The sequence below is a fragment of the Xanthomonas prunicola genome (assembly GCF_025266575.1).
GTDB lineage: Bacteria > Pseudomonadota > Gammaproteobacteria > Xanthomonadales > Xanthomonadaceae > Xanthomonas > Xanthomonas prunicola.
The window spans coordinates 2,503,174-2,528,029 of sequence record NZ_CP096142.1 but is presented as its reverse complement, the minus strand read 5'-3'; the positions used below and the strand labels follow the sequence as shown (position 1 = coordinate 2,528,029).

22 protein-coding genes and 1 pseudogene are annotated in these 24,856 nt (G+C 64.4%); 9 read left to right on the top strand and 14 right to left on the bottom strand.

The window, feature by feature from the left end:
* Positions 1-14 precede the first annotated feature (14 nt).
* From M0D43_RS10855 to M0D43_RS10815, 9 genes and pseudogenes are all read right to left on the bottom strand, one after another.
* Positions 15-1,649 (bottom strand): TldD/PmbA family protein, encoded by a 1,635-nt coding sequence (locus M0D43_RS10855; protein ID WP_252164629.1) that lies wholly within the window; start codon positions 1,647-1,649, stop codon positions 15-17.
* 301 nt (positions 1,650-1,950) lie between these two features.
* Positions 1,951-3,579 (bottom strand): TldD/PmbA family protein, encoded by a 1,629-nt coding sequence (locus tag M0D43_RS10850; protein ID WP_252164628.1) that lies wholly within the window; start codon positions 3,577-3,579, stop codon positions 1,951-1,953.
* 198 nt (positions 3,580-3,777) lie between these two features.
* Entirely contained in the window at positions 3,778-4,161 is a 384-nt protein-coding gene (locus M0D43_RS10845; protein WP_252164627.1) for a nuclear transport factor 2 family protein, read from the bottom strand.
* A 111-nt stretch (positions 4,162-4,272) separates the two neighbouring features.
* Positions 4,273-4,662, bottom strand: a complete 390-nt coding sequence (locus M0D43_RS10840; protein ID WP_252165024.1) for a hypothetical protein — start codon at positions 4,660-4,662, stop codon at positions 4,273-4,275.
* A 70-nt stretch (positions 4,663-4,732) separates the two neighbouring features.
* Positions 4,733-4,987, bottom strand: a complete 255-nt coding sequence (locus M0D43_RS10835; RefSeq protein WP_252164626.1) for a DUF2164 domain-containing protein — start codon at positions 4,985-4,987, stop codon at positions 4,733-4,735.
* A gap of 235 nt (positions 4,988-5,222) precedes the next feature.
* Positions 5,223-5,486, bottom strand: coding sequence for a hypothetical protein (locus tag M0D43_RS10830; RefSeq protein ID WP_252164625.1), 264 nt, complete (start codon positions 5,484-5,486; stop codon positions 5,223-5,225).
* A gap of 79 nt (positions 5,487-5,565) precedes the next feature.
* Positions 5,566-6,033 (bottom strand): annotated as a pseudogene (locus M0D43_RS10825) (LuxR family transcriptional regulator).
* Positions 6,034-6,344: 311 nt separating this feature from the next.
* Complete coding sequence (locus M0D43_RS10820; protein ID WP_252164624.1) at positions 6,345-7,355, bottom strand: class 1 fructose-bisphosphatase; 1,011 nt, start codon at positions 7,353-7,355, stop codon at positions 6,345-6,347.
* A 324-nt stretch (positions 7,356-7,679) separates the two neighbouring features.
* Entirely contained in the window at positions 7,680-8,882 is a 1,203-nt protein-coding gene (locus M0D43_RS10815; protein WP_260808207.1) for an amino acid aminotransferase, read from the bottom strand.
* 155 nt (positions 8,883-9,037) lie between these two features.
* Here M0D43_RS10815 and M0D43_RS10810 point away from each other — a divergent pair, with 155 nt between their 5' ends.
* The 3 genes from M0D43_RS10810 (at position 9,038) to M0D43_RS10800 (ending at position 13,714) form a co-directional block, all read left to right on the top strand.
* Positions 9,038-11,176, top strand: coding sequence for a TonB-dependent receptor family protein (locus tag M0D43_RS10810; RefSeq protein WP_252164622.1), 2,139 nt, complete (start codon positions 9,038-9,040; stop codon positions 11,174-11,176).
* 436 nt (positions 11,177-11,612) lie between these two features.
* Positions 11,613-13,142, top strand: coding sequence for an aldehyde dehydrogenase (adh, locus tag M0D43_RS10805; RefSeq protein WP_260808206.1), 1,530 nt, complete (start codon positions 11,613-11,615; stop codon positions 13,140-13,142).
* 176 nt (positions 13,143-13,318) lie between these two features.
* Positions 13,319-13,714 (top strand): DUF779 domain-containing protein, encoded by a 396-nt coding sequence (locus M0D43_RS10800; RefSeq protein WP_260808205.1) that lies wholly within the window; start codon positions 13,319-13,321, stop codon positions 13,712-13,714.
* A 101-nt stretch (positions 13,715-13,815) separates the two neighbouring features.
* Here the strand turns inward: M0D43_RS10800 and M0D43_RS10795 are convergent, their stop codons facing one another.
* Entirely contained in the window at positions 13,816-13,995 is a 180-nt protein-coding gene (locus M0D43_RS10795; RefSeq protein ID WP_260808204.1) for a hypothetical protein, read from the bottom strand.
* Between the two features lie 149 nt (positions 13,996-14,144).
* On the opposite strand from M0D43_RS10795, the gene M0D43_RS10790 reads away from it, so the two are divergent.
* Positions 14,145-14,543 carry a hypothetical protein gene (locus M0D43_RS10790; RefSeq protein WP_101364322.1) on the top strand — a complete coding sequence of 133 codons (399 nt, stop codon included), beginning with the start codon at positions 14,145-14,147 and terminating at the stop codon, positions 14,541-14,543.
* Positions 14,543-15,502, top strand: a complete 960-nt coding sequence (gene ku / locus M0D43_RS10785; RefSeq protein ID WP_260808203.1) for a non-homologous end joining protein Ku — start codon at positions 14,543-14,545, stop codon at positions 15,500-15,502. The genes M0D43_RS10790 and ku overlap by 1 nt, the downstream gene beginning before the upstream one ends.
* Before the next feature lie 16 nt (positions 15,503-15,518).
* Here the strand turns inward: ku and lldD are convergent, their stop codons facing one another.
* Both lldD and M0D43_RS10775 read right to left on the bottom strand, forming a co-directional pair.
* Positions 15,519-16,685: an FMN-dependent L-lactate dehydrogenase LldD gene (lldD, locus tag M0D43_RS10780; protein WP_252164618.1), complete on the bottom strand. Its 1,167-nt coding sequence runs from the start codon at positions 16,683-16,685 to the stop codon at positions 15,519-15,521.
* A 146-nt stretch (positions 16,686-16,831) separates the two neighbouring features.
* Complete coding sequence (locus tag M0D43_RS10775) at positions 16,832-17,398, bottom strand: methyltransferase family protein (RefSeq protein ID WP_252164617.1); 567 nt, start codon at positions 17,396-17,398, stop codon at positions 16,832-16,834.
* Between the two features lie 60 nt (positions 17,399-17,458).
* Between M0D43_RS10775 and M0D43_RS10770 the strand changes: the two genes are divergently transcribed.
* From M0D43_RS10770 to M0D43_RS10755, 4 genes are all read left to right on the top strand, one after another.
* Entirely contained in the window at positions 17,459-18,658 is a 1,200-nt protein-coding gene (locus M0D43_RS10770; protein WP_260808202.1) for a sensor histidine kinase, read from the top strand.
* Positions 18,655-19,287 carry a response regulator transcription factor gene (locus M0D43_RS10765; protein ID WP_260808201.1) on the top strand — a complete coding sequence of 211 codons (633 nt, stop codon included), beginning with the start codon at positions 18,655-18,657 and terminating at the stop codon, positions 19,285-19,287. The genes M0D43_RS10770 and M0D43_RS10765 overlap by 4 nt, the downstream gene beginning before the upstream one ends.
* Before the next feature lie 323 nt (positions 19,288-19,610).
* A complete protein-coding gene (locus M0D43_RS10760; protein WP_260808200.1) occupies positions 19,611-20,003 on the top strand; it encodes a hypothetical protein in 393 nt (130 codons plus the stop codon).
* A 285-nt stretch (positions 20,004-20,288) separates the two neighbouring features.
* Complete coding sequence (locus M0D43_RS10755) at positions 20,289-20,837, top strand: hypothetical protein (protein WP_260808260.1); 549 nt, start codon at positions 20,289-20,291, stop codon at positions 20,835-20,837.
* Positions 20,838-21,010: 173 nt separating this feature from the next.
* On the opposite strand, the gene M0D43_RS10750 is transcribed toward M0D43_RS10755, so the two are convergent.
* Together M0D43_RS10750 and M0D43_RS10745 are read right to left on the bottom strand one after the other, a co-directional pair.
* Complete coding sequence (locus tag M0D43_RS10750; protein WP_252164613.1) at positions 21,011-21,409, bottom strand: hypothetical protein; 399 nt, start codon at positions 21,407-21,409, stop codon at positions 21,011-21,013.
* On the bottom strand, positions 21,406-24,753 hold the full coding sequence (locus M0D43_RS10745; protein WP_252164612.1) for an nSTAND1 domain-containing NTPase: 3,348 nt from the start codon (positions 24,751-24,753) through the stop codon (positions 21,406-21,408). The genes M0D43_RS10750 and M0D43_RS10745 overlap by 4 nt, the downstream gene beginning before the upstream one ends.
* Positions 24,754-24,856: the final 103 nt, after the last annotated feature.

The following is a 24,856-nucleotide window of genomic DNA, read 5'->3' as shown; positions in this document are numbered from 1 at the left end:
GTGGGTTTCTCCTGTCAGCCGAGCGAGCGGGCGGTACTGATGACGTTGATGCCATCGAAGCGGGCGGTGGACGAACCGTGCGAGACCGCCGAGACCTGGCTCGGCTGGCCCTTGCCGTCGAAGAACGAGCCGCCCAGGCGGTAATCGCGCTGGTCGGCCACCGCGCTGCAGGCGTTCCAGAATTCCGGCGTGCGGATCTGGTAGGCCACGTCTTCCAGCATGCGGGTGATGGCACCGTTCTTGATCTCGTAAAACAACTGGCCACCGAACTGTGCGTTGTAACGCTGCTGGTCGATGGAGAACGAGCCGTCGCCGATGATATAGATGCCGTTTTCCACGTTCTTGATCAAATCGCTCACGCTCAGCGGCGTCTTGCCGGCAGCCAGTGACACATTGGCCATGCGTTGGAACTGCACGCTCGACCACGAGTCGGCATAGCAGCAGCCATCGGAGGCGGTCTTGCCCAGGATATGCGCCTGATCGCGAATGGCCTGGTAGTCCACCAGTTTGCCGTCGCGGATCAGGTCCCACTGCTTGGTCTTGACGCCTTCATCGTCGTAGCCCACCGCGCCGAGGCTGCCGGGTTGGGTCTTGTCGGCGAGGATATGCACCTTGTCGCTGCCGTACTGGAAACCGGCCTTGAGCCTGTCCAGCGTGGCGAAACTGGTACCGGCGTAATTGGCTTCGTAGCCGAGCACGCGGTCCAGCTCCAGTGGGTGGCCGATCGACTCGTGGATGGTGAGCCAGGTGTGCGAGGGGTCCAGCACCAGGTCGTACTTGCCCGGCTTCACCGACGGCGCCTTGAGCTTTTCCTGCGCCTGTTTGGCGGCGGCGATCGCGTCTTCCTTCATGTCGTAGGACAGGCCGTAATTCACCACGCCGTTGGGCGAGACGAACTTGCCCGAGGCGGCGCCATCGAGATATTCGTAGCCCAGGCCCATCGGCGCAGAGAGTCCGTCGCGGGTGCGGAACTTGCCGCTGGTTTTGTCGATGGCGGTGACGCTCATCGGCGCCCAGATGCGGTGCACGTCCTGGTCGATGTAGGAGCCGTCGGTGCTGGCGAAATACTTCTGCTCGTTGACCACGAACAGCATCGAGTTGACGAAGTTGGCGCCGGCGGCCGTGGCGGCGGCGTTGACGCCCAGCAGCAGATCCACCTTGTCCTTGATCGGCACTTCCATCGCGTTTTTCTTGATCGGCGTCTTCCAGCTCACTTCGCCCACGCCCGGCGTCGGCGCCAGTTGCACCGGCGTGCCTTGCACCTTGGCATTGGCTTTGGCGATCGCCGCCGCCTGCGCGGCTGCCTTGGCCACGCCTTGTTCGGTGAGATCGTGGGTGGCGGCAAAGCCCCAGGCGCCCCCCACGATCACGCGGATGCCGGCACCGATGGACTCGGTGTTGACCACGTTTTGCACCTTGTCTTCTCGGGTGATGACGAACTGGCGCAAATAGCGGCCGATGCGCACATCGCAATAGCTTGCGCCCGCCTGGCGCGCAGCGTTCAAACCTGCATCGGCCAGACGCTTCTTGCGGCCCACATCGAAAGGCGTCAACAACTGCTCGGCGGCAATGGCCTTGCCGAAGTAGGCAGGCACGATGAGCCCGCCCATGGTCAGCCCGGCGAGGGCCAGGAAATCACGTCGCTGCACGGGCAACTCCCCAATAGTCCCGCGCGGCGCGCAGGTGGTGTGGTGACACGCACATGGTGCGCGCGGCATTCCCGATTCTTGCCGGGCGATGAATGCTGCGTCAAATGACTTTCGGCAGGGGTACCTGTGCAAACGTTGGCCCGTCTGAAGCCAGTGGCGCTACGGGCGTGCACTGATGTGTGGCGAGCGCGGCTGGCGGTGTGCGATGACTGTTGCCGCGCGTTGGATATGCAGACGGATTCCTTCGACGTGATTGATCAGCGCAAACAGATGAATCGCAGCGCAGTTGATCTACCGACCATTACCCCAGCGAACGCGCAGTATTGATCACGTTGATGCCATCGAAGCGCGCGGTGGAGGAGCCATGTGACACCGCCGAGACCTGGCTGGGTTGGCCCTTGCCATCGAAGAACGAGCCACCCAGGCGGAAATCGCGTTGATCGCAGACCGCGCTGCAGGCGTTCCAGAATTCCGGCGTGCGGATCTGGTACGCGCCGTCCTCCACCAAGCGCGTGACCTGGCCATTTTCGATCTCGTAGAACAACTGCCCGCCGAATTGCGCGTTGTAACGTTGCTGATCGATTGAGTACGACCCGCGCCCGTGGATGTACAAGCCGCGCTCCACGTTCTTGATCATCTCGACAACGCCGAGCCGTTGCTTGCCGGCGGCTAACGACACATTGGGCATGCGCTGGAACTGCACGCTGGACCACGAATCGGCATAACTGCAGCCGTCGGAGGCGGTCTTGCCGAGCAGATGCGCCTGATCGCGCGTGCATTGGTAATCGACCAGGATGCCGTCCTTCACCAGCTCCCACTGTGTGCTTTTGACGCCCTCATCGTCGTACCCCACCGCGCCCAGGCTGCCGGGTTGGGTGCGGTCGGCGACGAAGGTCACCGCATCGCTGCCCCAGCGAAAGCCTGCATCGCGCTTGTCCAGCGTGGCGAAGCTGGTGCCGGCATAGTTGGCCTCGTAACCGAGCACGCGATCGAGCTCGAGCGGATGGCCCACCGACTCGTGGATGGTGAGGAACAGATTGCTCGGGTCGATCACCAGATCGTACTTGCCGGCCTTCACCGACGGTGCAGTGAGTTTGGCGCGTGCCTGTCTGGCCGCCGCAATCGCATCTTCGCGCGCATCGTAACTGTGGCCGTAGCCGATGAGCCCTCCCGGCAGCTGATGCTTCTGGGTGGCATCGCCATCCAGATATTCGTAGCCCATGCCCATCGGCGACGACAACCCGTCACGGGTGCGGAACTTGCCGCTGGCCTTGTCCACTGCGGTGACGGCGAACGGTAGCCACAGCCGATGTACGTCCTGATCGATATAGGAGCCATCGCTGCTGGCGAAATACTTCTGCTCGTTGATGGCAAACAGACGTGAGGCCACGAACGTAGCGCCGGCATTGAGCGCGGCGGCGTTGACGTCCATCAACAGTGCCACCTTGTCCTGCAGCGGCACCTCCATCGCATTCTTCTTGATCGGCGTCTTCCAACTCACATGCCCGGCCGGCGTCACCGGCGCCAGCTGCACTGGCGTTCCGCCCAGTCGTGCATTGGCCTTGGCGATCGCCACCGCCTGACGCGTGGCAGTGGCAACGCCATCGCTGGTGAGTGTGTTGGTGGCCGCAAAGCCCCAGGCGCCATCGGCCAGCACGCGCACACCCACGCCGCTGGATTCGGCATTGACCACGTTCTCCACCTGCGCCTCGCGCGTGATCACGAACTGACGCAGATAGCGCCCCACGCGCACATCGCAATAGCTGGCACCGGTCGCCTTGGCAGTGGCCAGTGCGCTATCGGCCAGGCGCCGGTTGCGCGCTGCATCCGCTGGTGTGAGCAATTGTTCGGCAGCGATCAGGCGCGTATGCGGCAGCAGCAACCCGGCAGCACCGATGCCGGACAAGGTGAGGAAGGTACGACGGTCCACGTGGCGTTCTCCGCTGAAGCGACGCACGCGCTGTGCTACGCACGTGCCAAACCCCGAGGGTGGCGCAGCGGCTTGAAAGTGGTCAAGTCATGCAGAACGTTCGACCAGGTGATTGCGTCGATTGTGCGTATGCCGTTCGATCGATGCGAGGTGCTGGAAACGACATCGGTCAGTCCCTGATACACCTGGGCCGACTGTTCAGGCCTCCATTCCGGGAGCTGGCGGCGCGCAGATTTCCATTGCCTGTATCAAACCATTGTCGAGCACGAAACAATGCCCAACGTGCTCATCCGCAAGCACCGTGCCCGCTATGTCGCGGACCACTTGATGGACCTCGACCAGCACCCTGGATGCGTCCAGCGACACGAAACGCGTCGGCTCGACATGGGGGTCGATCTGGCTCCATTGTTCACTCCAGTACGCGCGAATCTGGTCAGGCCCTTGGACAAAACCGCCCTTGAACGCCATGGGCCATCGCACCTCGGTGGTCATGAGGTCGAGGGCAGCGGTCGTATCGCGCGCATTGAAAGCGGCATATACGGCGTGCAGGAGCTGGATATCTGGATCGGAAGGCTGGTTCATAGGCGGTCGCTTGGAGGATGGCTTGGGTGCTGGAACAGTCGTATTGAGACAGTCCCAATGCGCAGCGCTACACGATGCACGTCGGCGTCGAGGCGAGGAAGTGCGTGGACCTTATGCCACACTCCGGTGCCGCAGCCGTCGGTCCACAACATAGCCCAGTAGTCCCCCGATTGCGATGGGAACCAGTGCGTGGATCGGAATGAACACCAGCGCGATCGCGGCCTGTGCGTCCGAGCGCAGGTCCAGCGTATTGTGCGCCCAGGCAAGCGCACCGAAACCAAGCGCGCAGGGAATACCTAGCGAGACAGGGCGCCGGTATAGAAAACTGATGCCGAGTAGCGCGCCCCACGCAATCGCATTGAGCGCGGCGAAGAACAGCCAGCCGCCGATAGCCGTGCCGGTGTATTGCGCAAGCCATTCCACCCCGCGCGGCAGGCGCGCCGCATAGGGCAGCAACACGCCAACCGGCACGAGAATGAAACGGGAATTACGCATGGTCATTCGCATGCCATCCCTGCTTGCAGGAACGAGATTGTTGGCTCTCATCATCGCATCCGCGTGGTGAGGCAGTTCACTTCTTGAAGTCGGTCGGGCGTTCCAACTGGTAGATCGACTCTCCCAGATCGTCCAGCTGCTTGGCGATGATCGCCTGTGCATCGTAGACGCCGCGATTGTAAAAGTACGCTCCGACTTCCTCGGCAAAGAAATCGAGCAGGAACTCTGCATCGAAGCGTCCGATCTGCTGCTTCAGTTCTTCGCTGAAGTAAAGCTGGACCTTGCGGATGATTGCCGCCCGCTCGCCTTCGGTGAATGTGATGTCGGTCATGGAGGCTCGGCTCAACTACGGTTTCGGGACGATTTGCGCTGAGACACAGGCAGCTTGGGACGACGCGTGCCTGTTGAACCCAATCGCTTGCCTGGCCGGTATCGAGAATGAGGGTAGGTGGCAACCGGCCAACGGGAACGCCGGCCTGACCGAATGTAGTCAAGGTATTCGGACTCGGCAATCCCGAGGTTGGTCCAGCGAGTGGGATCCGCCGCCAGGGATGTGCTGGCATACGTCACGGCAGAGGCAGCGTCCGCAAATTGGCAGCAGGGGCGTCCGGTTCATCCGGATCGAAATATGTAAAGTCATACAGGCCCGAATAGTCTTGTCTGCCAATGTCCTCGACGTCATGAATCCACACCTCGATGGAATCGTTGGCCGGCCGCAACTGGATATGGCGGATATATGTTGCATCGACTGGACTGCTTCGGAGGAACTGCTCGACCGACGTGTTGCGCCGTAATGTGGCTGGAATATCAATCGGCAAACGATGTCGCATACAGGCTCCTTGCCTTCGAACTACCGCTGCTCCAAAAATACATCGAGCCGCGCCGACGTGCGGCGTGGCTCGACAGTGCTCACTTGGTCTGACTTGCCGCGCGTTTGAAATACGCGGTGCGCAGCATCGGGTTGCCGTCCTTGAAGTACGCTTCGATCTCGGTCATGACCTTGCCGTCGGGGCTGACCGTATAGGTGCGGGTGGACGCCGGCACGCCTTGGTACATCAACTGCATCACCAGCACGCCGGGTTCGGGCATTTTGGCTGCGGCGCGATCGACCAGCTAGGTGCCTGAGGCCTTGCCCGGTGTGCCGTCCAGCAAGAGCGTGGATTGTGCCTGCAGCGTCTTGTTGTCTTGATCGACGATCTCGGCGCTGGTGGACCATTTGTTGCCGGGAACCTGTTTGAAATCCAGGACAACGCATTTGGGTCGTGCAGCCGGTGGCATCGGCAGGCTGTTGGTGTCCAGCAGCCAGGTTCCGACCAGTGGTGATGGCGCGGTGGACGCGGAGAATGCGGGTGTGGCCTGCAACATGACGGCAGCCACCAGTGCAACGCATGCGCTCTTCATGAGAACTCCCTGTTCGATACGTGATCCCTGCAAGCAGTCGGCTGACTGGTGCAAGGCGGTGCGATTGGAAATCGACGTCGCATAGGCCAGCCCACTCCGAGGGCGATACTCACTGCAGCCCGTGTGGAGGCAAATGACGACCTATGAGGGAAATATCGAGTCGTCAGTGGGCTCCCCGCCGCCTAATCGGCAACGCAATCAGCGAACGCCATATACCAAGACACCCGCACTAGGCGGGTGTCTTGGTGGAGTCGAGCTTACGCGCCGCCTGAGCTGCGACCGCAGTCTCACGCCTTATCCGCATCCAGGTGATACCGCGTCGCTTCGCTCACTTCGTTCTTCGAACCCAGGAACACCGGTACGCGTTGATGCAACTGCGTGGGTTGGATGTCCAGAATGCGTTCGCGCCCGGTGGTCGCCGCGCCGCCGGCTTGCTCGACCAGCATGCTCATCGGGTTGGCTTCGTACATCAGGCGCAACTTGCCCGGCTTGGAAGGGTCCTTCTTGTCCCAGGGGTAGATGAAGATGCCGCCGCGGGTGAGGATGCGGTGCACGTCGGCCACCATGCTGGCGATCCAGCGCATGTTGAAGTCCTTGCCGCGCGCGCCATCCTTGCCGGCCAGCAGGTCGCCCACGTAGGCCTGCATGGCTGGTTCCCAGTGGCGCTGGTTGGACATGTTGATGGCGTATTCGGCGGTGTCTTCGGGCACGCGCATGTTGGCCTGTGTCAGCAGGAAGCTGCCTTCCTCGCGCTCCAGGGTGAAGGCGTGGGTGCCGTGGCCGAGCGTGAGCACCAGCATCGTGCTGGGGCCGTAGATGCAGTAGCCGGCGGCCACCTGTTGCGTGCCCGGCTGCAGGAAGTGCTCGTCGCCGGGCTTCTCGGTGCCCTTGGGTGCGCGCAGCACCGAGAAGATGGTGCCCACCGACACGTTGACGTCGATGTTGGAGCTGCCATCGAGCGGGTCGAACAGCAGCAGGAAGTCGCCGCTGGGGTATTGGTCGGGCACCGGCTGGCTGTGGTCCATTTCTTCGGACGCGCACGCGGCCAGGTGACCGCCCCAGGCATTGGCTTCCAGCAGGATGTCGTTGCTGAGCACATCGAGCTTTTTCTGTGCCTCGCCCTGCACGTTGCCGGTGCCGGCATCGCCAAGCACGCCACCCAGGGCGCCCTTGCTCACGGCGATGGAAATGCGCTTGCAGGCGCGCGAGACGATGGTGATCAGCTGGCGCAATTCCGCATCGATACGGCCGGCGTGTTGCTCTTCGATCAGGAAGCGGGTCAGCGAGGGACGCGACATGGGGGCGGGCAGCCTGTGTAGGAAGTGGGCCGCCATTGTCGCCATTGCGACGTTAGATTTCGATCACTTGCTGCGCGTTTTGCAGCGTGATTGATCGAACATGCGCGAATGGGGGGCTGCGATGGTTGCGCTGCGCTTGCCCCCATGCGCCCTTCGGGCAACTTCCTCCGCTGGCGGGGGAAGGGAGCGATGCCGGTGCGTGAGTGATGGTGTGTTGGCGAGGGTCGGGGACGGAGCGGCGTCTGTGGGTACAAAAAAACCGGGAGGCTGGCGCGCTCCCGGTTTGCTGGCATTGGCCGGTGTGGCCGATCGCGATGCGGTCGCTTACATCCGGCTGACGGTCGCCACGGCCTGTGCCACGTAGTCCAGGTTGCGCTGGCTCAGTGCGGCCACGCAGATGCGGCCGGTGCCCACGGCGTAGATGGCGAACTCCTCGCGCAGGCGGTCCACCTGCGTTCTGGTCAGGCCCGAGTACGAGAACATGCCGGCCTGGCGCTGGATGAAGGCGAATTCCGGCGAGCCCAGCGTGGCCAGTTTTTCGACCAGGCCTGCACGCAGCGAATGGATGCGCTCACGCATTTCGGTCAGTTCCTGCTCCCACAGATCGCGCAATTCCGGGCTGGTCAGCACGCCGGCCACCAGCGCAGCGCCGTGCGTGGACGGGCTGGAATAGATGGTGCGGATGATGCGCTTGACCTGCGACTGCACCGCCTTGGCTTCGGCCGCGGTGGCCGAGACCACCGACAGCGCACCCACGCGCTCGCCGTACAGCGAGAACGACTTGGAATACGAGCTGGCCACCACGTAGCTGTCGATGCCTTCGGCGGCCAGCAGACGCACCGCGTAGGCATCGGCTTCGATGCCCTTGTCGAAGCCCTGGTAGGCGATGTCGACGAACGGGAACAGGTTGCGCTCTTTCAGCAGGCCGGCGACCTGCTTCCACTGGTCCTTGGTCAGGTCCGCGCCGGTGGGGTTGTGGCAGCAGGCGTGCAGCAGCACCACCGTGCCCGGCTCGAGTTTTGCCAGGTCGGCGAGCATGCCGTCGAAGTTCAGCCCATGGCTGGCGGCATCGAAATAGGTGTAATCCACCACTTCGAAGCCGGCCGCGCCGAACACCGCGCGATGGTTTTCCCAGCTCGGGTTGCTGATGGCGATGGTGGAGGTGGGCAGCAGCTTCTTGAGCAGGTCCGCGCCCACGCGCAAGGCGCCGCTGCCGCCGACGGTCTGCGAGGTCGCCACGCGCCCGGAGGCCACCAGCGCCGACTCGGCGCCGAACAGCAGTTCCTGGGTGGCCTTGTCGTAGGCAGCCAGGCCGTCGATGGGCAGATAGCCGCGCGGTTTGGCGTCCAGCGCGAGCTGCTGCTCGATCTTGTGCACGGCGCGCAACAGCGGGATGCGCCCGTTTTCGTCGTAATAGATGCCCACGCCCAGATTGACCTTGTTGGGGCGGCTGTCGGCGTTGTAGGCCTCGGTCAGGCCCAGGATGGGGTCGCCTGGAACCTGTTCCACGTTTGCAAAGAAGGACACGGCATGACTCGCTGAAGGACGAAAGAGTGAGGGACTTCCGGGGAATGGCCGCTGCGGGGCCAAACCACTTCATCGTAGCAGCCCATGGCCGGCGTAGCATGCTTCGTTCCGTACGCAACAATGCGCGCGCAGTACGGATGAGGGACACTACGCCCATGCCCAGACTCACCTTGTTGGCCGCCGCGTGCGGCCTGTTCGCCACGAGCGTCACGCCGCTCGTCCTGGCCGCCGATCCGGCGCCACCCGCCTCCACATCGGTGCAGCGCTTGCCCGCCGTGCAGGTGGACGCTGCGCGCGTGCGTGGGGTGGACGACTTCGATCTGCCGGCCTCGTTCACCGGGGTGGTGGCCGACGACGACAACCGCCGCGGCGCGCAGGTCTCCGAGTTGCTGGACGGCATCCCCGGCCTGGTGGCGCGCGACCGCCAGAACTACGCGCAAGACACCCAGCTGTCGATCCGCGGCTTCGGCGCGCGCTCCACCTTCGGCGTGCGCGGCGTGCGATTGCTGGTCGATGGCATCCCGGCCAGCATGCCGGACGGCCAGGGCCAACTGTCGCACTTCAACGTGCTGGGCGCCGAGCGGGTGGAAGTGCTGCGCGGGCCGTTTTCGGCGCTGTACGGCAATTCCTCCGGCGGGGTGCTGCAGCTGTGGAGCGCCGACGGCAAGCCGGGCGACCCGTGGCGGCTGCGCGCCACCTATGGCAGCAATGCCACCGTCAATGTGGGCGCGCAATTGCTCGGCCAGCAAGGCGCGGTGCACTACAACGTAGCGGCCAATCATTTCGAAACCGACGGCTTCCGCGACCATAGCCGCGCCAAGCGCGAGTCGGTCAATGCCAAGCTCGGGTTCGATCTGGCCGAGGGCAGCCGGCTGGACCTGGTGCTCAATTATCTGGACGCACCAGACGCACAAGACCCGCTCGGTCTGACCCGCGCCCAGTTCAATGCCGACCCGGCGCAGGCCACGTCGGTAGCCACCCAGTTCAACACCCGCAAGTCGGTGCGCCAATCGCAGGCCGGAGCGATCTTCACTCAGCAATTCGACAACCAGACGCTGCGGCTGATGGCCTATGGCGGCCAGCGCAGCGTGGAACAGTTCCTGGCGGTGCCGGTGGCGGTGCAGCGCAACCCGCTGCATTCGGGCGGGGTCATCGATCTGGACAGCAATTACGAAGGCGCCGACGCGCGTTGGGCCTGGCAGGGGCAGGCGCTGGGCCGGCCGTTGCAGCTGACCGTCGGCACAAATGTCGATCGCCAGCGTCAGCACCGGACCGGTTACGAAAACTTCGTCGGCGACACGCTCGGCGTCAAGGGCGCGCTGCGCCGCAACCAGCGCGACCAGGTCGAGAACGTGGACCAGTTCGCGCAGCTGTGGTGGCAGTGGAGCGATCGCTGGTCGGCGCTCCTGGGCGTGCGCCATAGCGAAGTGCGTTTCGAGTCGGACGACCACTACATCGTGGGCCGCAATCCCGACGACAGCGGCCGGCGCGATTATTCGGCGACCACGCCGGTGGCCGGCATCGTGTTCCGCGCCGACGAGGATCTGCGGTTTTACGCCTCGGTCGGACGCGGCTTCGAAACGCCCACCTTCAACGAACTGGGCTACCGCAACGATGGCGGCGCCGGCCTGGCGCTGGACCTGGGCGCGGCGACCAGCCGCAACTATGAGATCGGCAGCAAGTGGCGCGCGCAAAGCGGCGCGGCGGTGGAATTTGCGTTATTCCGCGCCGACACCGACGACGAACTGGCCGTGGCCAGCAACACCAACGGGCGCAGCACCTATCGCAACATCGGCGCCACCCGCCGCCAGGGCGCGGAGCTGAGCTGGAATCAACCGGTGGGCACCACCCAGCAGCTGCAGCTGGCCTACACCTTCGTCGATGCCACCGTGCGCGATGGCTACCTCACCTGCGCCAGCAGCGGCTGCGCCACGCCCACCGCACCGGTAGCCAGCGGTGCGCGCCTGCCCGGCGTGCCGCGTCAGCAGCTGTTTGCGCGTTGGCAATGGCAGCCGGCGCAGTGGCAATTCGCCGCCGAATCGGTGGCCTCCGGTGCCACCGTGGTCAACGACCTGGCCACCGAACGCGCACCCGGCTACGCGCTGGTCAATCTGGAAGCCTCCCGGCGCTGGACCACCACGTTCGGCGCATTGCGCACCTTTGCACGCATCGACAATGTGCTGGACCGGAAGTACGTCGGCTCGGTCATCGTCAACGATGGCAACGGGCGCTATTACGAGCCCGGGCCGGACCGCACGTATACGCTAGGTCTGCAGTGGGATTTTGGTGGTTGAGCGTGTGGCGGCGTGACGCGTGGGATAACGCGCCTGCCGCTTCGTCGCCTCTGGCTTGACGCTCATCATGCAAGCGCTTTTCGCGGTTCAAACGGCGAGCGCGATTTGCGTACATCCTAGATGTGCCCTTGGGCGCGATGAAGCGCCGTAGATCACGCGCGTGTCTGCATTCAGGCGGCCATCGCCGCATGCAATGCCTCTCCATCTTTGCTACACATGAGAACTAGCGACGGCACTACACGATAACGCCTAAGGCAATGCTGCGACGCCCCGGGTGTCATTAGAGCAATGACGCGTTGCAGCGTTTTTCCGCGGCAATCGCCTTGCAAATCCCACTGTGGCGATGACGCAACGCAACAGCATCAACCATAACGTTGCGCTAGCAGATGGGCAGGTATACACGTTCGCATCGGATCACTCTTTCCCGGAGGCCATGATGAACGCGCAACCTGCCACCAAGCCGCTCACTACCGACCCGCAATCGATTTTCAAACCGCGCTACGACAACTTCATTGGTGGCACCTGGGTGGCGCCGAAGGGGGGGCAGTATTTCGACAACACCACGCCGATCAACGGCAAGGTCTTTACCTCGATCGCGCGCTCCACTGCACCAGATATCGAAGCGGCGCTGGATGCCGCACACGCCGCAAAAGAAGCCTGGGGCAAGACCTCCACCACTGAGCGTTCCAACGTACTGCTCAAGATCGCCGATCGCATTGAACAGAATCTTGAATTGCTCGCCTACGCGGAGACGTGGGACAACGGCAAGCCGGTGCGCGAAACGCTCAATGCCGACGTGCCGTTATGCGTGGACCACTTCCGTTATTTCGCCGGTGCGATACGCGCGCAGGAAGGCGGCATTTCCGAGATCGATAGCGACACCATCGCCTATCACTTCCACGAACCGTTAGGTGTGGTCGGACAGATCATTCCGTGGAATTTCCCGTTGCTGATGGCGTGCTGGAAACTCGCCCCGGCCCTGGCGGCCGGCAACTGCGTGGTGATGAAGCCGGCCGAGCAGACGCCGGCGTCGATCCTGGTGCTGATGGACGTCATCGGCGACCTGCTGCCGCCCGGCGTGCTCAATGTGGTCAACGGTTTTGGGCTTGAGGCCGGCAAGCCGCTGGCCAGCAACCCACGCATCGCCAAGATCGCTTTCACTGGCGAAACCACCACCGGCCGGCTGATCATGCAGTACGCCAGCCAGAACCTGATTCCGGTGACGCTGGAGCTGGGCGGCAAGTCGCCCAACATCTTCTTTGCCGATGTCATGGCCGAAGACGACGATTTTCTCGACAAGGCCGTGGAAGGCTTTGTGCTGTTCGCTTTCAATCAGGGCGAGGTATGCACCTGCCCCTCGCGCGCGCTGATCCAGGAATCGATCTACGACCGGTTCATGGAAAAGGCGCTCGAGCGCGTAGCGGCGATCAAGCAGGGCAATCCGCTCGATCCCAACACCATGGTCGGGGCGCAAGCCTCCAGTGAGCAGCTGGAAAAAATCCTCTCCTACATCGACATCGGCAGGCAGGAAGGCGCTGAAGTATTGATCGGTGGTGAGCGCAACACGCTCGATGGCGATCTCGCCGAAGGTTTTTACGTCAAGCCCACGGTATTCAAGGGCCACAACAAGATGCGCGTGTTCCAGGAAGAGATCTTTGGCCCGGTGGTTTCCGTCACCACCTTCAAGGACGAGGCCGAGGCGCTGGCCATTGCCAATGACACGCTGTACGGCTTGGGTGCCGGCGTCTGGAGCCGCGACGCATCGCGCCTGTATCGGATGGGCCGTGCGATCCAGGCCGGGCGGGTGTGGACCAACTGTTATCACGCCTACCCGGCGCATGCTGCGTTCGGCGGCTACAAGCAATCGGGTATCGGGCGCGAGAATCACAAGATGATGCTCGACCATTATCAACAGACCAAGAATCTGCTGGTGAGCTATTCGCCGAAGGCGCTGGGATTCTTTTGATCAACCTGGGCGGCTGATCGAGTCGGTTGGCGCGCCGTTGCGTAGCCTGGCCGCCTCGATCAGCTTCACCATCGCTATGAAGCATGCAGACGGTCTACGCATGCATGCACGCCGCGACACACAGCAAGCGTATGGTGCTCGACATGGCGGCCGGAAGTGGCTGCGGGAGTCAGCCGATGCAAGACAGTACGACGGGAGTTGAGTTGCCGGCGCAGGTCACGGCGACGCTGGCGGCATTGCAGCTGATCGATAAATTGCGCGCGCGGCACGGCGATGTGTTGTTCCATCAATCCGGGGGCTGCTGCGATGGTTCTTCGCCGATGTGTTTTGCGGTTGGCGAGTTCATGGTCGGCGACCGCGACGTGCTGTTGGGCGAGATTGGCGACGCGCCGTTTTACATCAGTGCGCCGCAGTTCGAATACTGGAAGCACACCCAACTCATCATCGACGTGGTGCCAGGGCGCGGTGGCATGTTCTCGCTCGAAAATGGCGAGGGCGTGCGCTTTTTGGTGCGGTCGCGGCTGTTTGAGGATGCGGAATTTGCGCAGTTGCAGCAGGCCGGCCGGGCGTAATCGACGCAGTTCGAGATCAGCAGCAGTTGCGGCCCGACTTGATGCCAGTGGGTTTGCCCTTCAACGGCACGCTTGGCGCCAGATAGATATCAAGAACCTACTCAGTCATCGGTCGCAGTGGATGGTGCAGTCCCCGGCTTCTTGGCCGGCGTCTCGTCATCGGCGGGAATCAGGCGCCCCGGTGCATCGCCGGCCCCCCGGTCTTCATCGTGTTCAGCGTCGCGCTTGCCGTGCTGCTCGCCTGGCTGGGTGGGCTGATCGCGTAATGGGTCGCGGGACATGGCGTACTCCTGAAACAGGATGGAGTCGCAGTTCACCGCGCCTGTGGTGAAGGGCACGCAAATCGCAAAATGCATGCGAATTTCTCACGTATGGATCACGGCAGCGGCGCTACTGATGTGGGCCCTCAAGGCTAACCGTGGAGCATGCCATGCGCCCCCAGGACCGCCGTCCCGACCGCCGCCTGTTCAGCCCGCAAGCGGACCCTGCAGCGGCCAAGCGGATCCATCGCAAGTGGTCGCCGCTGGATGCAGTGGGCGTGGCGCAGGACTTTCAGTGCTATAGCCTGGCCGATTACCAGCGCCGCCGCCGACGGGGCGGGCCGAGCTGGCGCGATCTCTCCCCGGCGTATGCATTCGCCCGCCTGACCCACGCCGCAGACTGGCCGCGCGGTCACGATGCGCACTGCGAGCAGGCGCTGGCCGCGCAGTGGGAAAGCATGCGCGGTGACTCGCGTCTGGACTGGCCGCACGCGCGCACGATTGTCGAGGACGCGTGGCTAGCGCTGGACCATATCCCCGAAGCGGCCATCCATGGAGCAGCACACTGATGGCACGACCGATCTGGACCGGAACCCTCTCCTTCGGCTTGCTCAACGTGCCGGTGGCGTTGATGTCGGGCGAGCGCAAGGTGGATCTGCATTTCCGCATGCTCGATTCGCGCGACAAGAAGCCGATCCGCTTCGAGCGCGTCAATGCCGACACCGGCGACGAGGTGCCGTGGAAGGAGATCGTCAAGGCGTTCGAATACGACAAGGGCAGCTACGTCATCGTCGAAGAGCAGGACATCCGCTCGGCCTCGCCGGAAAGCCACGAGACGGTGGAGGTGGAGACCTTTGTCGACGCCGCCGATATTGACCCACGCTATTTCGAAAAGCCCTACATCCTGGTGCCGGGCAAGAAGGCCGAAAAAGGCTATGTGCTGCTGCGCGAGACGCTGCGCGACACCGGCAAGGTGGGCATTGCCAAGGTGGTCATCCGCACCCGCGAATACCTGGCGGCGGTGATGCCGCAGGGCGATGCCTTGATCCTGCTGCTGCTGCGTTACCAGCAGGAAGTGGTGGACCCCCAGGACTACAAGCTCCCGGCTGGCGCAGTGGGCGACTATCGCATCACGCCTAAGGAACAGGAGATGGCCAAGCAGCTGATCGAGTCGATGTCCGGCACCTGGCAACCGGAGGATTACCACGACGAATTCCGCGGCAAGCTAGAGAAGATCCTGCGCAAGCGCATCCAGGACAAGGGTGGCACGACCACGGTGGACGTGGAACCGCCCCAGCACGAAGACGCCACCACCAACGTGGTGGATTTCATGTCGTTGCTGCAGAAGAGCCTGCAGGCCAATACGCGTACGCCAGCCAGAAAAGCCAGTACGGCCGAAAAGGCAACCGCAGCTACGACAAAAACCACAGTCAAAAAAGCCGCCAAGAAAGCCGTCAGGAAGACCGCAAGTAAGGCGATCAAGAAGACCGCCACCAAGACCGCTGCGCCGAGGCGCAAGGCTGGGTAGGCGGGTTGTAGCCGCGTTAAGGCGATACCGCGCCGGCCTGCTCGCGCGTCACCCGGCTCAGTGCATCGGCGCTGATTTCCGCGATCGACTGCGTGCCGGTCAGCGTCATCGCGACGCGCATTTCCTTTTCGATCAAGGTCAACAGGTTTTCCACGCCAGCCTGGCCGCCGGCCGCCAACGCATAGACGAAGGCGCGCCCCAGCAGCACCGCATCGGCACCCAGCGCGAGCATGCGCACTACGTCCAGCCCGCTGCGGATGCCAGAGTCGGCCAGGATCTTGAGCTGGCCCTTCACCGCATCGGCAATCGCCGGCAAGGCGCGCGCGCTGGACAGCACGCCGTCGAGCTGACGGCCGCCGTGGTTGGAGACCACGATGCCGTCGGCGCCGAAGCGCACCGCATCGCGCGCATCCTCCGGGTCCAGGATGCCCTTGATCACCATCGGCCCGGTCCAGAACTCGCGGATCCATTCCAGGTCTTTCCAGGCAATGGACGGATCGAAGTTGGCGCCCAGCCAGCCGATGTAATCCTGCAAGCCGGTGGGGCTGCCACGGTAAGCAGAAATATTGCCCAGATCATGCGGTTTGCCGAGCAGGCCCACATCCCACGCCCAGCGCGGATGCGTCACCGCCTGCAGCATGCGCCGCAGCGAGGCGTTGGGCCCGCTCATGCCCGAATGCGCATCGCGGTAACGCGCACCCGGTGTGGGCATGTCCACGGTGAACACCAGCGTGGTCACGCCCGCCGCCTTGGCGCGCTCCAGCGCATTGCGCATGAAGCCGCGGTCCTTGAGCACGTACAGCTGGAACCACATCGGCCGCTCGATCGCTGGCGCCACTTCTTCGATCGGGCACACCGACACCGTGGACAGCGTGAACGGAATGCCGCGTGCGGCCGCCGCACGCGCCGCCTGCACTTCGCCGCGGCGTGCATACATGCCGGTCAGGCCGACCGGCGCCAACGCCACCGGCATCGCCAGGGTTTCGCCGAACAGTTCGGTGCTCAGGCGCAGATCCGACATATTGCGCAGCACCCGCTGGCGCAGCGCGACATCGGCCAGATCCGAGACATTGCGCCGCAAGGTGTGCTCGGCATACGCGCCGCCATCGATGTAATGGAACAGGAATGGCGGCAGGCGTGCTTCGGCAGCGGCGCGGTAGTCGGAAGCGGCGGAAATGATCATCGAAGACGGGACGGCAGCGGCGGGGTGAGCCGCCGAGTGTAAGGCGATCGGTGGAGCGGGTGGTGCGCCAGGCGCAGGCTGGCAGTGGGCAGATCGCCGTCATCGGTGAGCGTGCTTGCCACTTCATCGCCACCGAGTGGCTGGCTTCACCACACCAGCGGCAGCAAGCGCCGGCTCTGCGCCGCATACGCCGGGTACGCAATGGGGAACGCGCGCCGCAATGCGGCTTCTTCGATGCGAATGCGGCGCAGGAAGACCCAGGTCACCGGCACCACGATCGCCGCCACCGACAACCCATCGCCCATGCCCAGCGCCAGCCCGTAAAAGGCCATCAGCGCGCCGGTATAGGAGGGATGGCGCAGCCAGCGATACGGGCCGCTGCGCACCAGCTGGTGGTCGTGCTGGATGGTCACATCCACCGTGAACCAGCGCGCCAGCACCTGGATGGCCCACACACGCAACGCCAGCCCGGTGCCGATCAAGGCGCAGCCGGCCCACTGCAGTGACGCACCCCAGTCCTGCGGCCAATGCGCCAGGCCGCTATAGGCCAGCACCACCGCAACGGCGACCGCCGCAGACAGTACGCGCCAAAGATGCTGCAGGGTGCCATGATCGTGCGCGCCACCATCGCTGGCGCGGCGGCGACGGCTGAGCAGCAGTTCATAGCCACCCCAAACCAGATTGAGCGCAAGAAACAGACTGGAAGCAGACATGGCGTAACTCCGTGGCGATGGGGTGGGTTGGTGATGCCAGTGTGCGCACGTGCCGCATGCATGGCAGGAGCCGCAGGTCATCGATCCCACCTGCCAGAAGTCACCTTCTGCCCGCGCACCATTGCCGAGTGGCCGCGCGGCAGTCAGCATCGCCGCATGAACTCTTCCTTCTTCCATCTATTGCACCCCCTGCGTCTGGCCGGTGCGTTCACCATTGCCGCTGTGGCGTTGTCGTTTATGCCCGATGCCTCGGTGCACGGTGCCTGGTGTTGGGGCGTGTTGGCCGGCTTCGCGGCCTTGTTCGTAGTGCACGCCGTATTGCCGCAAACGCACGCGCTGCGCACTGTGGCAACACTGCTGCAAGCGATCCTGGCATTACTGCTGGTCTGGATGGAGCCGCGTACCGGCACCGCGCCGGTCTTGCTGGTGATGCTGGTGGCACAGGCGGGGATGACCTGGCCGCCGTTGCGCGTGCTGCTGCTGGCGCTGGTGTTGAACGCGGGCATGTACGCGGTCCTGGTGCAGGCCGGGTTCGAGCGGGCCTTGTTGATCGTCAGCATCTATGCCGGCTTTCAGGCCTTTGCCGCACTCACCGCGCATTACGCGCGCAATGCCGAGCGTGCGCGCGACACCTTGGCGTACGTCAACGCCGATCTGCTGGCCACCCGTGCGCTGCTGGCCGACAGTGCGCGCGATGCCGAGCGCTTGCGGCTGGCGCGCGAGTTGCACGATGTGGCCGGGCACAAGCTCACCGCCATGCGCATCAACCTGCGCCTGCTCAGTGCCGACCCGGCCCTGGCGCAACGCGACGAGGTGGCAGTGGTGGAGCAGCTGTCGGCCGAACTGCTGTCGGATATCCGCAACGTGGTGCAGTCGTTGCGCGACGATCAGGGCCTGGATCTGCAGACCGCCTTGCGCGCGCTGGCTGCTCCGTTCCCGCGCCCGACGCTGCGCCTGCAGATCGATGCCGACGTGCGTGTCACCGACGCCCGCGTGGCCGAGCTGCTGCTGCGGCTGGTGCAGGAGGCGCTGACCAACGCTGTGCGGCATGCCGATGCCGATGAAGTGGCCGTGCACCTGCATTGCGAAGGCGCGCAGTTGCACGTGGACATCTGCGACGATGGCCGCCGCGCCGAGCGCATCCGCGAAGGCAACGGCATCACCGGCATGCGCGAACGCCTGGCCGCATTGCACGGCCAGCTGGACCTCGGCCGTACACCCACTGGCGGCATGCACCTGATGGCGAGACTACCGGTATGAGTTCACGTCGTATTGCCCTGGCTGACGACCAGATCCTAGTGCGCGCCGGTTTGCGTGCGTTGCTGCAGCAGCAAGGCGTGGAGGTGGTGTGCGAGGCCGACGACGGCCAGGGCCTGCTGGATGCCCTCGTCACCAACACGGTGGACGTGGTGCTCAGCGACATCCGCATGCCCGGCCTGGACGGCATCCAGGCGCTGGAGCACCTACGCGCCCGCGGCGACCGCACCCCCGTGCTGCTACTCACCACCTTCGACGACAGCGACCTGCTGCTGCGTGCCACCGAGGCCGGCGCGCAAGGCTTCCTGCTCAAGGACGCCGCCCCGGAAGACCTGCGCGAGGCGATCGAGCGGGTCGCCGCAGGCGAAACCCTGCTGCAGCCGGTCAGTACCGACCCGGTGCGCGCCCGCTATCAGTTCCGCGACCAGCAGGCCCCGCGCGCGACCTTCAACGAACGCGAGGTGGCGATCCTGCGCCTGCTGGCCGGCGGCTATTCCAACAAGGAGATCGCCCGCACCCTGTTCCTGGCCGAAGGCACGGTGAAGAACTACGTCTCCACCATCCTGGAGAAGCTCGGCACCCGCGACCGCACGCGGGCGGTGCTGAAGGCGATCACGCTGCGGGTGATTTGAGGGCGGAGTGGGAATCGGGATTGGGGATTGGTAAGAGCGGGGAGTTGGGGATCGGGAGTCGAAAAAGCCCCTCTCCCCCCGGGAGAGGGGGTGGGGTGAGGGTACGGGGCGACGCCATCCGTGGTTCGAACCAAGCACCATCGTTCGCTCACGGCGCCTGCGCTATGTGGTCGTTTCAGCAAGGATTTCAAACGTCCGTCAGGTTCTGCCAGCAACCGTAAGGTTGCCGTCAGGTCAGGCGCGCGGGCGCGTACGAAGGTGATCCGGCGGCCAGCAAGGCCGCTCGGGGCCGCGCCGCGCTCCGGTCTGCTGCGGAGTCCGTCATGCGCCTGGCCCGGTCGTGGTTCGTGTTGATCGTCGTGCTGTCCACCAGCGCCTGGGGCGCGCCGACCCAGGCCGAATTGCCGATCAGCTGGCCCCGCGCAGCATTGCCGACCGAAGCGGTCGCCGAACGCGACATGCGGGTCGTCGTGGGATGCGCGTCGGCAGCGCAGGGGGCTGATGCCCATGCCTGCGATCGGCTGACCAGGCGCTTGGATGGGGACGGTTGCCGGCCAGGCCAGGCGAGTCGGCCACGCAAGGTCGGCCAACCCGGTGACCTTGACCGCACGGGTACCGGCATGGACGGCACATGGTCGACCCGCGGCCAGATCAAGCCGGCTTTCAGCAACGGAACCGCGGGCGACGAGCGGCAGCGCAGATCGGCCGACCTCTAGCCGCGTTCACGTGGTGGCCTGGGACGCGGCACTGCCGCAGCCACCAAGGAGGAGCCACGCTGCCGGTGCGGCGCCCTATCGATGCCATGTGGAGACAGCCGCACGCCGCGATCCTGCTGGATCGGTCGACGGGCGCTGGACGCGCAGCCACATGGTCGATGCGAAAGCACGTATAAACATGCGAGGCCGCATGGATCGTCCACGTTGGTGCGCAGCGCTGAGGGAAATGACGGGATGAGCCTGTATCGGGTTGGCTGCGCCGTCTTGATGGCTGCGTGCTCGCTCCTGGCCGCCACCGGCTGCGCAACGCAGTCCAGGTTATCGTCGCGCTTGATCGTGACCGTCGACGCGCCGATGCTGGAAAAAGGCGGCGCGGTCATCGTGTTGGCGCGTCCGATCGCCGATCTCCAGTGGCGCCTGCTTGAGAGCGCCACGTCAACCAACGCCGGGTACGAGAAAGAATTTCACGTCAGCGTCGCCTCGCCGGCATCGATCATCGAGTTGCATTACCCTGCGACGGGAACCTATAGCTTCAAACTTCAGCCTGCAGAACGCGCCCACACACAGCCTTTCCAATCGCGTCGGGTCCTGGTCGGCCAGGCTGAGGTGACAGATCCGCAGACAAAGCACCAAGTGCATTGGCCTTCGCTGAGTGGTGTCCATGTCAGCGGCAACACCTACCCGGAAGGATGGGCGCGCATTCTGGCGTCCACCTTCGATGTACCTTTCAGAAGTGATGCGCCGGACAACTATGTGATCTCCAGTTTTCCTGCCGGCCGCATGATTGCCCTGACGCCCCGGGCCATCGCTACCTACGTCCGGGACACCAACTGAGTGCGCCTGCATGAAGGCGCATCGCGCGTGCAGGAGGGCCGGTGCAGCGGGGCTCTCACCCTTGGTCACAAGCGCCAGCGCCGGACCTGTTGCCGTTTGCGACTGCGCCATCCGTCGATCGCGCGGCGGCTCCCGTCCGGCGGCAAACCATCGGACGGGAGTGTGCCTGCCTGTCAGCGACGGCCAAATTCCTGCGGTGAAATTTCTGGATCATTGCCGACCTGGGGGTCGCAGCTGAAATGGATGCCGGTGTGTGTGTCTTTCACCACTACGCTGAAAAAGATCAGTGTCCGATCTTTATTGGCATTGACCACCTGCACACCACGACCGTCGGGGTCGATATGTTGCGGGCCGATCTGCCCCGTCGAATCCGAATTCAGCAGGCTGATGATCTTGAAGTGGTGAGGGACGGACTCGCAGAAGGCATAGCGCAGGATCACGTTCTGTTCGCCTTTGCAACAGATGAGCAGGTCCGGGGAGAAACTGTAGAAGTAGGCGCCCCTTCCGGTATTGCCGCCGAACGCCACGTGCGCAACCGTCAGTTCGATAGGGATGATCTTGGAGTCCGTCATGATTTCGATGATTCCTTGAAGAGCGGGGCATAGAGGGAGACGAATCCCGGATGGCGGTAGCCCGCTTGGTACAGCCATCCGAGCTGTTGCGTAACGGCAGAGCGCTGACCCAGATGGATCTGTGCGCGAATCCATGGGTCGAGCAAGGTCTTGTCGCGACTGGCGCCGATATCGGTGCCGACCACTGCCACCGCGCGCTGCCAGGCGGCGCGTGCCCCAACGTGATCGCCGCTGGCGTCCAATTGTTCGCCATACCAAACCAGGGCGTGCGCCAGCGCCGAGACGCCGAGCAGATCGGCGGGCCTGGCCTGATGCAAGCCATCCAGTCGCGTCACGATCGCCGCCAGGCTGGAACTCTGGTTGCCGCCAGGCAGCCCCTGCACGCGATTCAACCGCAGCGCGATGATGGCATCCAGCCATTGCCACTCCGGCAGCGGCTGTAGTTGCAGCAAGCCCGCCAGCGTTTGCCGCGCCTGTGCGAGTTGTCGTGTGGCCGCGTCGGCGTGCCCGTCCAGCGCGGCGACCCAACCGGCCTGCGCGTAGGCATGCGCCAGATCACGTTGCCACGTCCGGTTGTCCGGCTGCCCTGCAACTAGCGGTTTGAGTATCTGCACGCTGGCTTGCGCGTCGGCCTGCGCCTGCGCAAGGTGGCCGCGAGCCAGCGCCAGATTGGAAGTGCGTAGCAACGAGGTGGCCATGCGCCGTCGCCACGCATCGGCATCCGGATCGTTCTTCACCAAGACGCGCAGCACCGCGATCTGCTCGCGGTAGCCTTCTTCCGCTGGCGCCAGCAAGCCCTGATTTTCCTGCGCCAGGCTTAGCCAGGACAGGCTATCGACAAGTTCGTACCGCACTGCCGCGTTATCTGGCGTGCGCGCCAAGACGTGGCGCTTGAGCGCGATGGAACGTGCAAAGAACGTAATCGCCGCAGTTGCGTGACCTTCGCTTTTGGCCAATGTGCCCAGATTGTTGAGCGCATACGACAACTCCAGCTGCCAACGCGGATCCTGCGGAGCTGCGCGTACCAGGTGCTCGCAAGCCGCCAGATACTGCGACCAGTACTTGCGCGCTAACGGCAGCTGTTTGGCTTGATACGCAAGATAGCCGAGCCAATAGGCGGCTTGGCCGGTTTCGGCGTGCGCATCCAATGCGTCAGGCGCTTGCATGCGCGCCTGTTCGGCGGTGGCGGCGGCACGCGTGAACGCGGCATGTGCCTCTTTCACCTTGCCCTGGTTCGTCAACACTTCGCCGGTGGTCCGCAAGGCGCGAGCGTGGTTGATCAGATCGCCGGTATGCATGCTGGTGCTAGGCAAATCTTCCAGATAGCGCAGCGACCGGCTGCCCACGCTGTCGAGCAATTTCAGATTACCCACGGTCCGCAACTGCTCGGCCAGATCACCCAGCATGTAGCCCACCAGCTGCTGTGCCTGATCGCGCCGTTGTTCGGCCACTTGTTGCGCCTGGCGTGCCTGCCAGCCGAGCAGGAGCGACGCACTGGCCAGCACCACCAGCAATGCGGCGGCGGCGGCGTACAGGCCGCGGCGTCGGCGTTGCGAGCGTTCACAGGCGTGCAGGAAGGCATGGTCCAGTGCGTCCAGATCCTGCGGCATGCGTCGCGCCGCTTCGCGTGCTTCGCTCAACGGGCGGCCGCTGTTGAGCAGATGATCGGTGCGCCGGCCTTCGGCGGCCCAACGCTGCGCGGCCAGTTGCAGCCGCTTGCGCGCCTGCAGCAGGCGGCGATTTTCATGGATCCAGTCGGCCGCGCGCGGCCACTGCCGCAGCAAGGCTTCGTGCGCGACCGCAAAGCCCGGCTCGCCGGCGACCAGCTCGCTGACGAACAGGCGCGCATGCACAAACGCATCCACCAGGACGCGCGCTGCGGCGGTTGCCGGCAATGCCGACCACAGCGCACGCCGTGCGGTCACGGCATCGCTGTCGGGGTGGATCACGCTCAACAGCGTCAGCACTTGGCCCAGCGCGGACTGCGCCTCGCCAGGCAAGGCACGAAAAGTCTGCTCGGCATGATGCGCCAATGCGCCTTCCAGCCCGCCCAAGGCGTGATACGCCGCAAACGTCAGCAAGCCGTCGTCGCTGCGTTGCGCATGCAGGGCATGCAGCAGATGTTGCAGCAACGGCAGCGCATCGGGCTGGCGTGCGGTGGCATCGCGCAACACATCGTCCAGGCGGCCGGCGCCGTTGTGGTCTTCTTCGAAGCGCAGCCCAGCCATCGCCGCTGGTACGCGGATGATCTGGCCGATCTCGCCATCGCGTGGCGCCAGCAGATCCACATGTCCATCGCCGCGTTTGAGCTCGACGATGTCCGGCAAGGCATCGATCAGGCGCGGATAAAAATCGCTACGGGTGAGCATCAGCACGGCCACGTGCGCGCTTGTGCACAGTGCCTGCAACGCCGCGGCCAGCGCAGCGCGATCGGCGGCAGTGATGCCGGGTGTGGCGACCATCGCTTCGGCATGGTCGATGACCAGGAGCAGGTGGCGCTGGGTGTGCGCGTTGTCGCGCGCCGGGACGCGTTGGCGCACCGCCTCGTCGATGGCCGCATGCAGCGAGGCAGGCTGCTGCAACCACTCGGGCAGGCGTGCCATCTGCGCCGGCGAAAACACTGCACGTTCGCCCGGTGCCCAGTCGCCCAGTGTGCGCGCGAGCGTGTCCAGCACGTCGCCGCCGCGGCATTGCGCCAGGTTGCAGTACGCCACTGCGATGGCTTCCAGACCATCCAGGCCGCCGGGCTGGCACAGCAATGGCACCACGCCGGCGCGCAGCAACGAGGTCTTGCCGCAGCCGCTGGCACCGCTCACCAGCACCATCCCGCGCTGGCTGTGCAACTGCGCGCGCAACGCGCCCAGCACCTGCGCAATCGCGTGGCTGCGGCCGAAGAACACGTCCGCATGTGCCGGGTCGAATGCCTGCAGCCCCATGTACGGATTGCCATGCCCCCACGTCTGCGCGCCGATCACCGCCCCGCGGTAATCGTCCGGAAACACCACTTTGGGCAGCAGCCGATAGCCGCGCTTGCGGATGGTTTCAATGAAGCGCGGCTGGCGGCTGTCGTCGCCCAGCTTGCGGCGCAGCTGGGCGATGGTCTTATGTACCGGGTTGTCGCCGTAGAAGCTGCCGTGCCACACCTCGATCAACAACTGCTCGGCACTGACGACCTCGCCGGCACGCTCGGCCAACGCGATCAGCACTTCCATCATGCGCGGTTCCAGCGTGATGGTCTGGCCGTCGTCGATCAGCGTGAGTCGCTCCGGCTCGACCAGGAATGGCCCAAGGCGGAACCGCGGAACGGAGCCCAGCTGCGTGACGCGCTCGCTTCGAAGAGACATCGCTGAGATACCGTTCGCACAACTGGAAGGGGCCTCGACGAACGCCAACAGGCGCGAGCAGGCACGGCACGGCAGGGCGGAAAAGTAGCACAGCTCGCCGCCG

What these genes read in the sequence shown, in the direction of transcription:
- M0D43_RS10790 (WP_101364322.1), top strand. Translation starts at nt 14,145, where the DNA reads ATGCGCCCCCAGGACCGCCGTCCCGACCGCCGCCTGTTCAGCCCGCAA.
- lldD (WP_252164618.1), bottom strand. Translation starts at nt 16,685, where the DNA reads ATGATCATTTCCGCCGCTTCCGACTACCGCGCCGCTGCCGAAGCACGC.
- M0D43_RS10830 (WP_252164625.1), bottom strand. Translation starts at nt 5,486, where the DNA reads ATGCGACATCGTTTGCCGATTGATATTCCAGCCACATTACGGCGCAAC.
- adh (WP_260808206.1), top strand. Translation starts at nt 11,613, where the DNA reads ATGAACGCGCAACCTGCCACCAAGCCGCTCACTACCGACCCGCAATCG.
- M0D43_RS10800 (WP_260808205.1), top strand. Translation starts at nt 13,319, where the DNA reads ATGCAAGACAGTACGACGGGAGTTGAGTTGCCGGCGCAGGTCACGGCG.
- M0D43_RS10835 (WP_252164626.1), bottom strand. Translation starts at nt 4,987, where the DNA reads ATGACCGACATCACATTCACCGAAGGCGAGCGGGCGGCAATCATCCGC.
- M0D43_RS10745 (WP_252164612.1), bottom strand. Translation starts at nt 24,753, where the DNA reads ATGTCTCTTCGAAGCGAGCGCGTCACGCAGCTGGGCTCCGTTCCGCGG.
- M0D43_RS10795 (WP_260808204.1), bottom strand. Translation starts at nt 13,995, where the DNA reads ATGTCCCGCGACCCATTACGCGATCAGCCCACCCAGCCAGGCGAGCAG.
- M0D43_RS10750 (WP_252164613.1), bottom strand. Translation starts at nt 21,409, where the DNA reads ATGACGGACTCCAAGATCATCCCTATCGAACTGACGGTTGCGCACGTG.
- M0D43_RS10845 (WP_252164627.1), bottom strand. Translation starts at nt 4,161, where the DNA reads ATGAACCAGCCTTCCGATCCAGATATCCAGCTCCTGCACGCCGTATAT.
- M0D43_RS10820 (WP_252164624.1), bottom strand. Translation starts at nt 7,355, where the DNA reads ATGTCGCGTCCCTCGCTGACCCGCTTCCTGATCGAAGAGCAACACGCC.
- M0D43_RS10775 (WP_252164617.1), bottom strand. Translation starts at nt 17,398, where the DNA reads ATGTCTGCTTCCAGTCTGTTTCTTGCGCTCAATCTGGTTTGGGGTGGC.
- M0D43_RS10810 (WP_252164622.1), top strand. Translation starts at nt 9,038, where the DNA reads ATGCCCAGACTCACCTTGTTGGCCGCCGCGTGCGGCCTGTTCGCCACG.
- M0D43_RS10770 (WP_260808202.1), top strand. Translation starts at nt 17,459, where the DNA reads ATGGCAGGAGCCGCAGGTCATCGATCCCACCTGCCAGAAGTCACCTTC.
- ku (WP_260808203.1), top strand. Translation starts at nt 14,543, where the DNA reads ATGGCACGACCGATCTGGACCGGAACCCTCTCCTTCGGCTTGCTCAAC.
- M0D43_RS10840 (WP_252165024.1), bottom strand. Translation starts at nt 4,662, where the DNA reads ATGACCATGCGTAATTCCCGTTTCATTCTCGTGCCGGTTGGCGTGTTG.
- M0D43_RS10760 (WP_260808200.1), top strand. Translation starts at nt 19,611, where the DNA reads ATGCGCCTGGCCCGGTCGTGGTTCGTGTTGATCGTCGTGCTGTCCACC.
- M0D43_RS10765 (WP_260808201.1), top strand. Translation starts at nt 18,655, where the DNA reads ATGAGTTCACGTCGTATTGCCCTGGCTGACGACCAGATCCTAGTGCGC.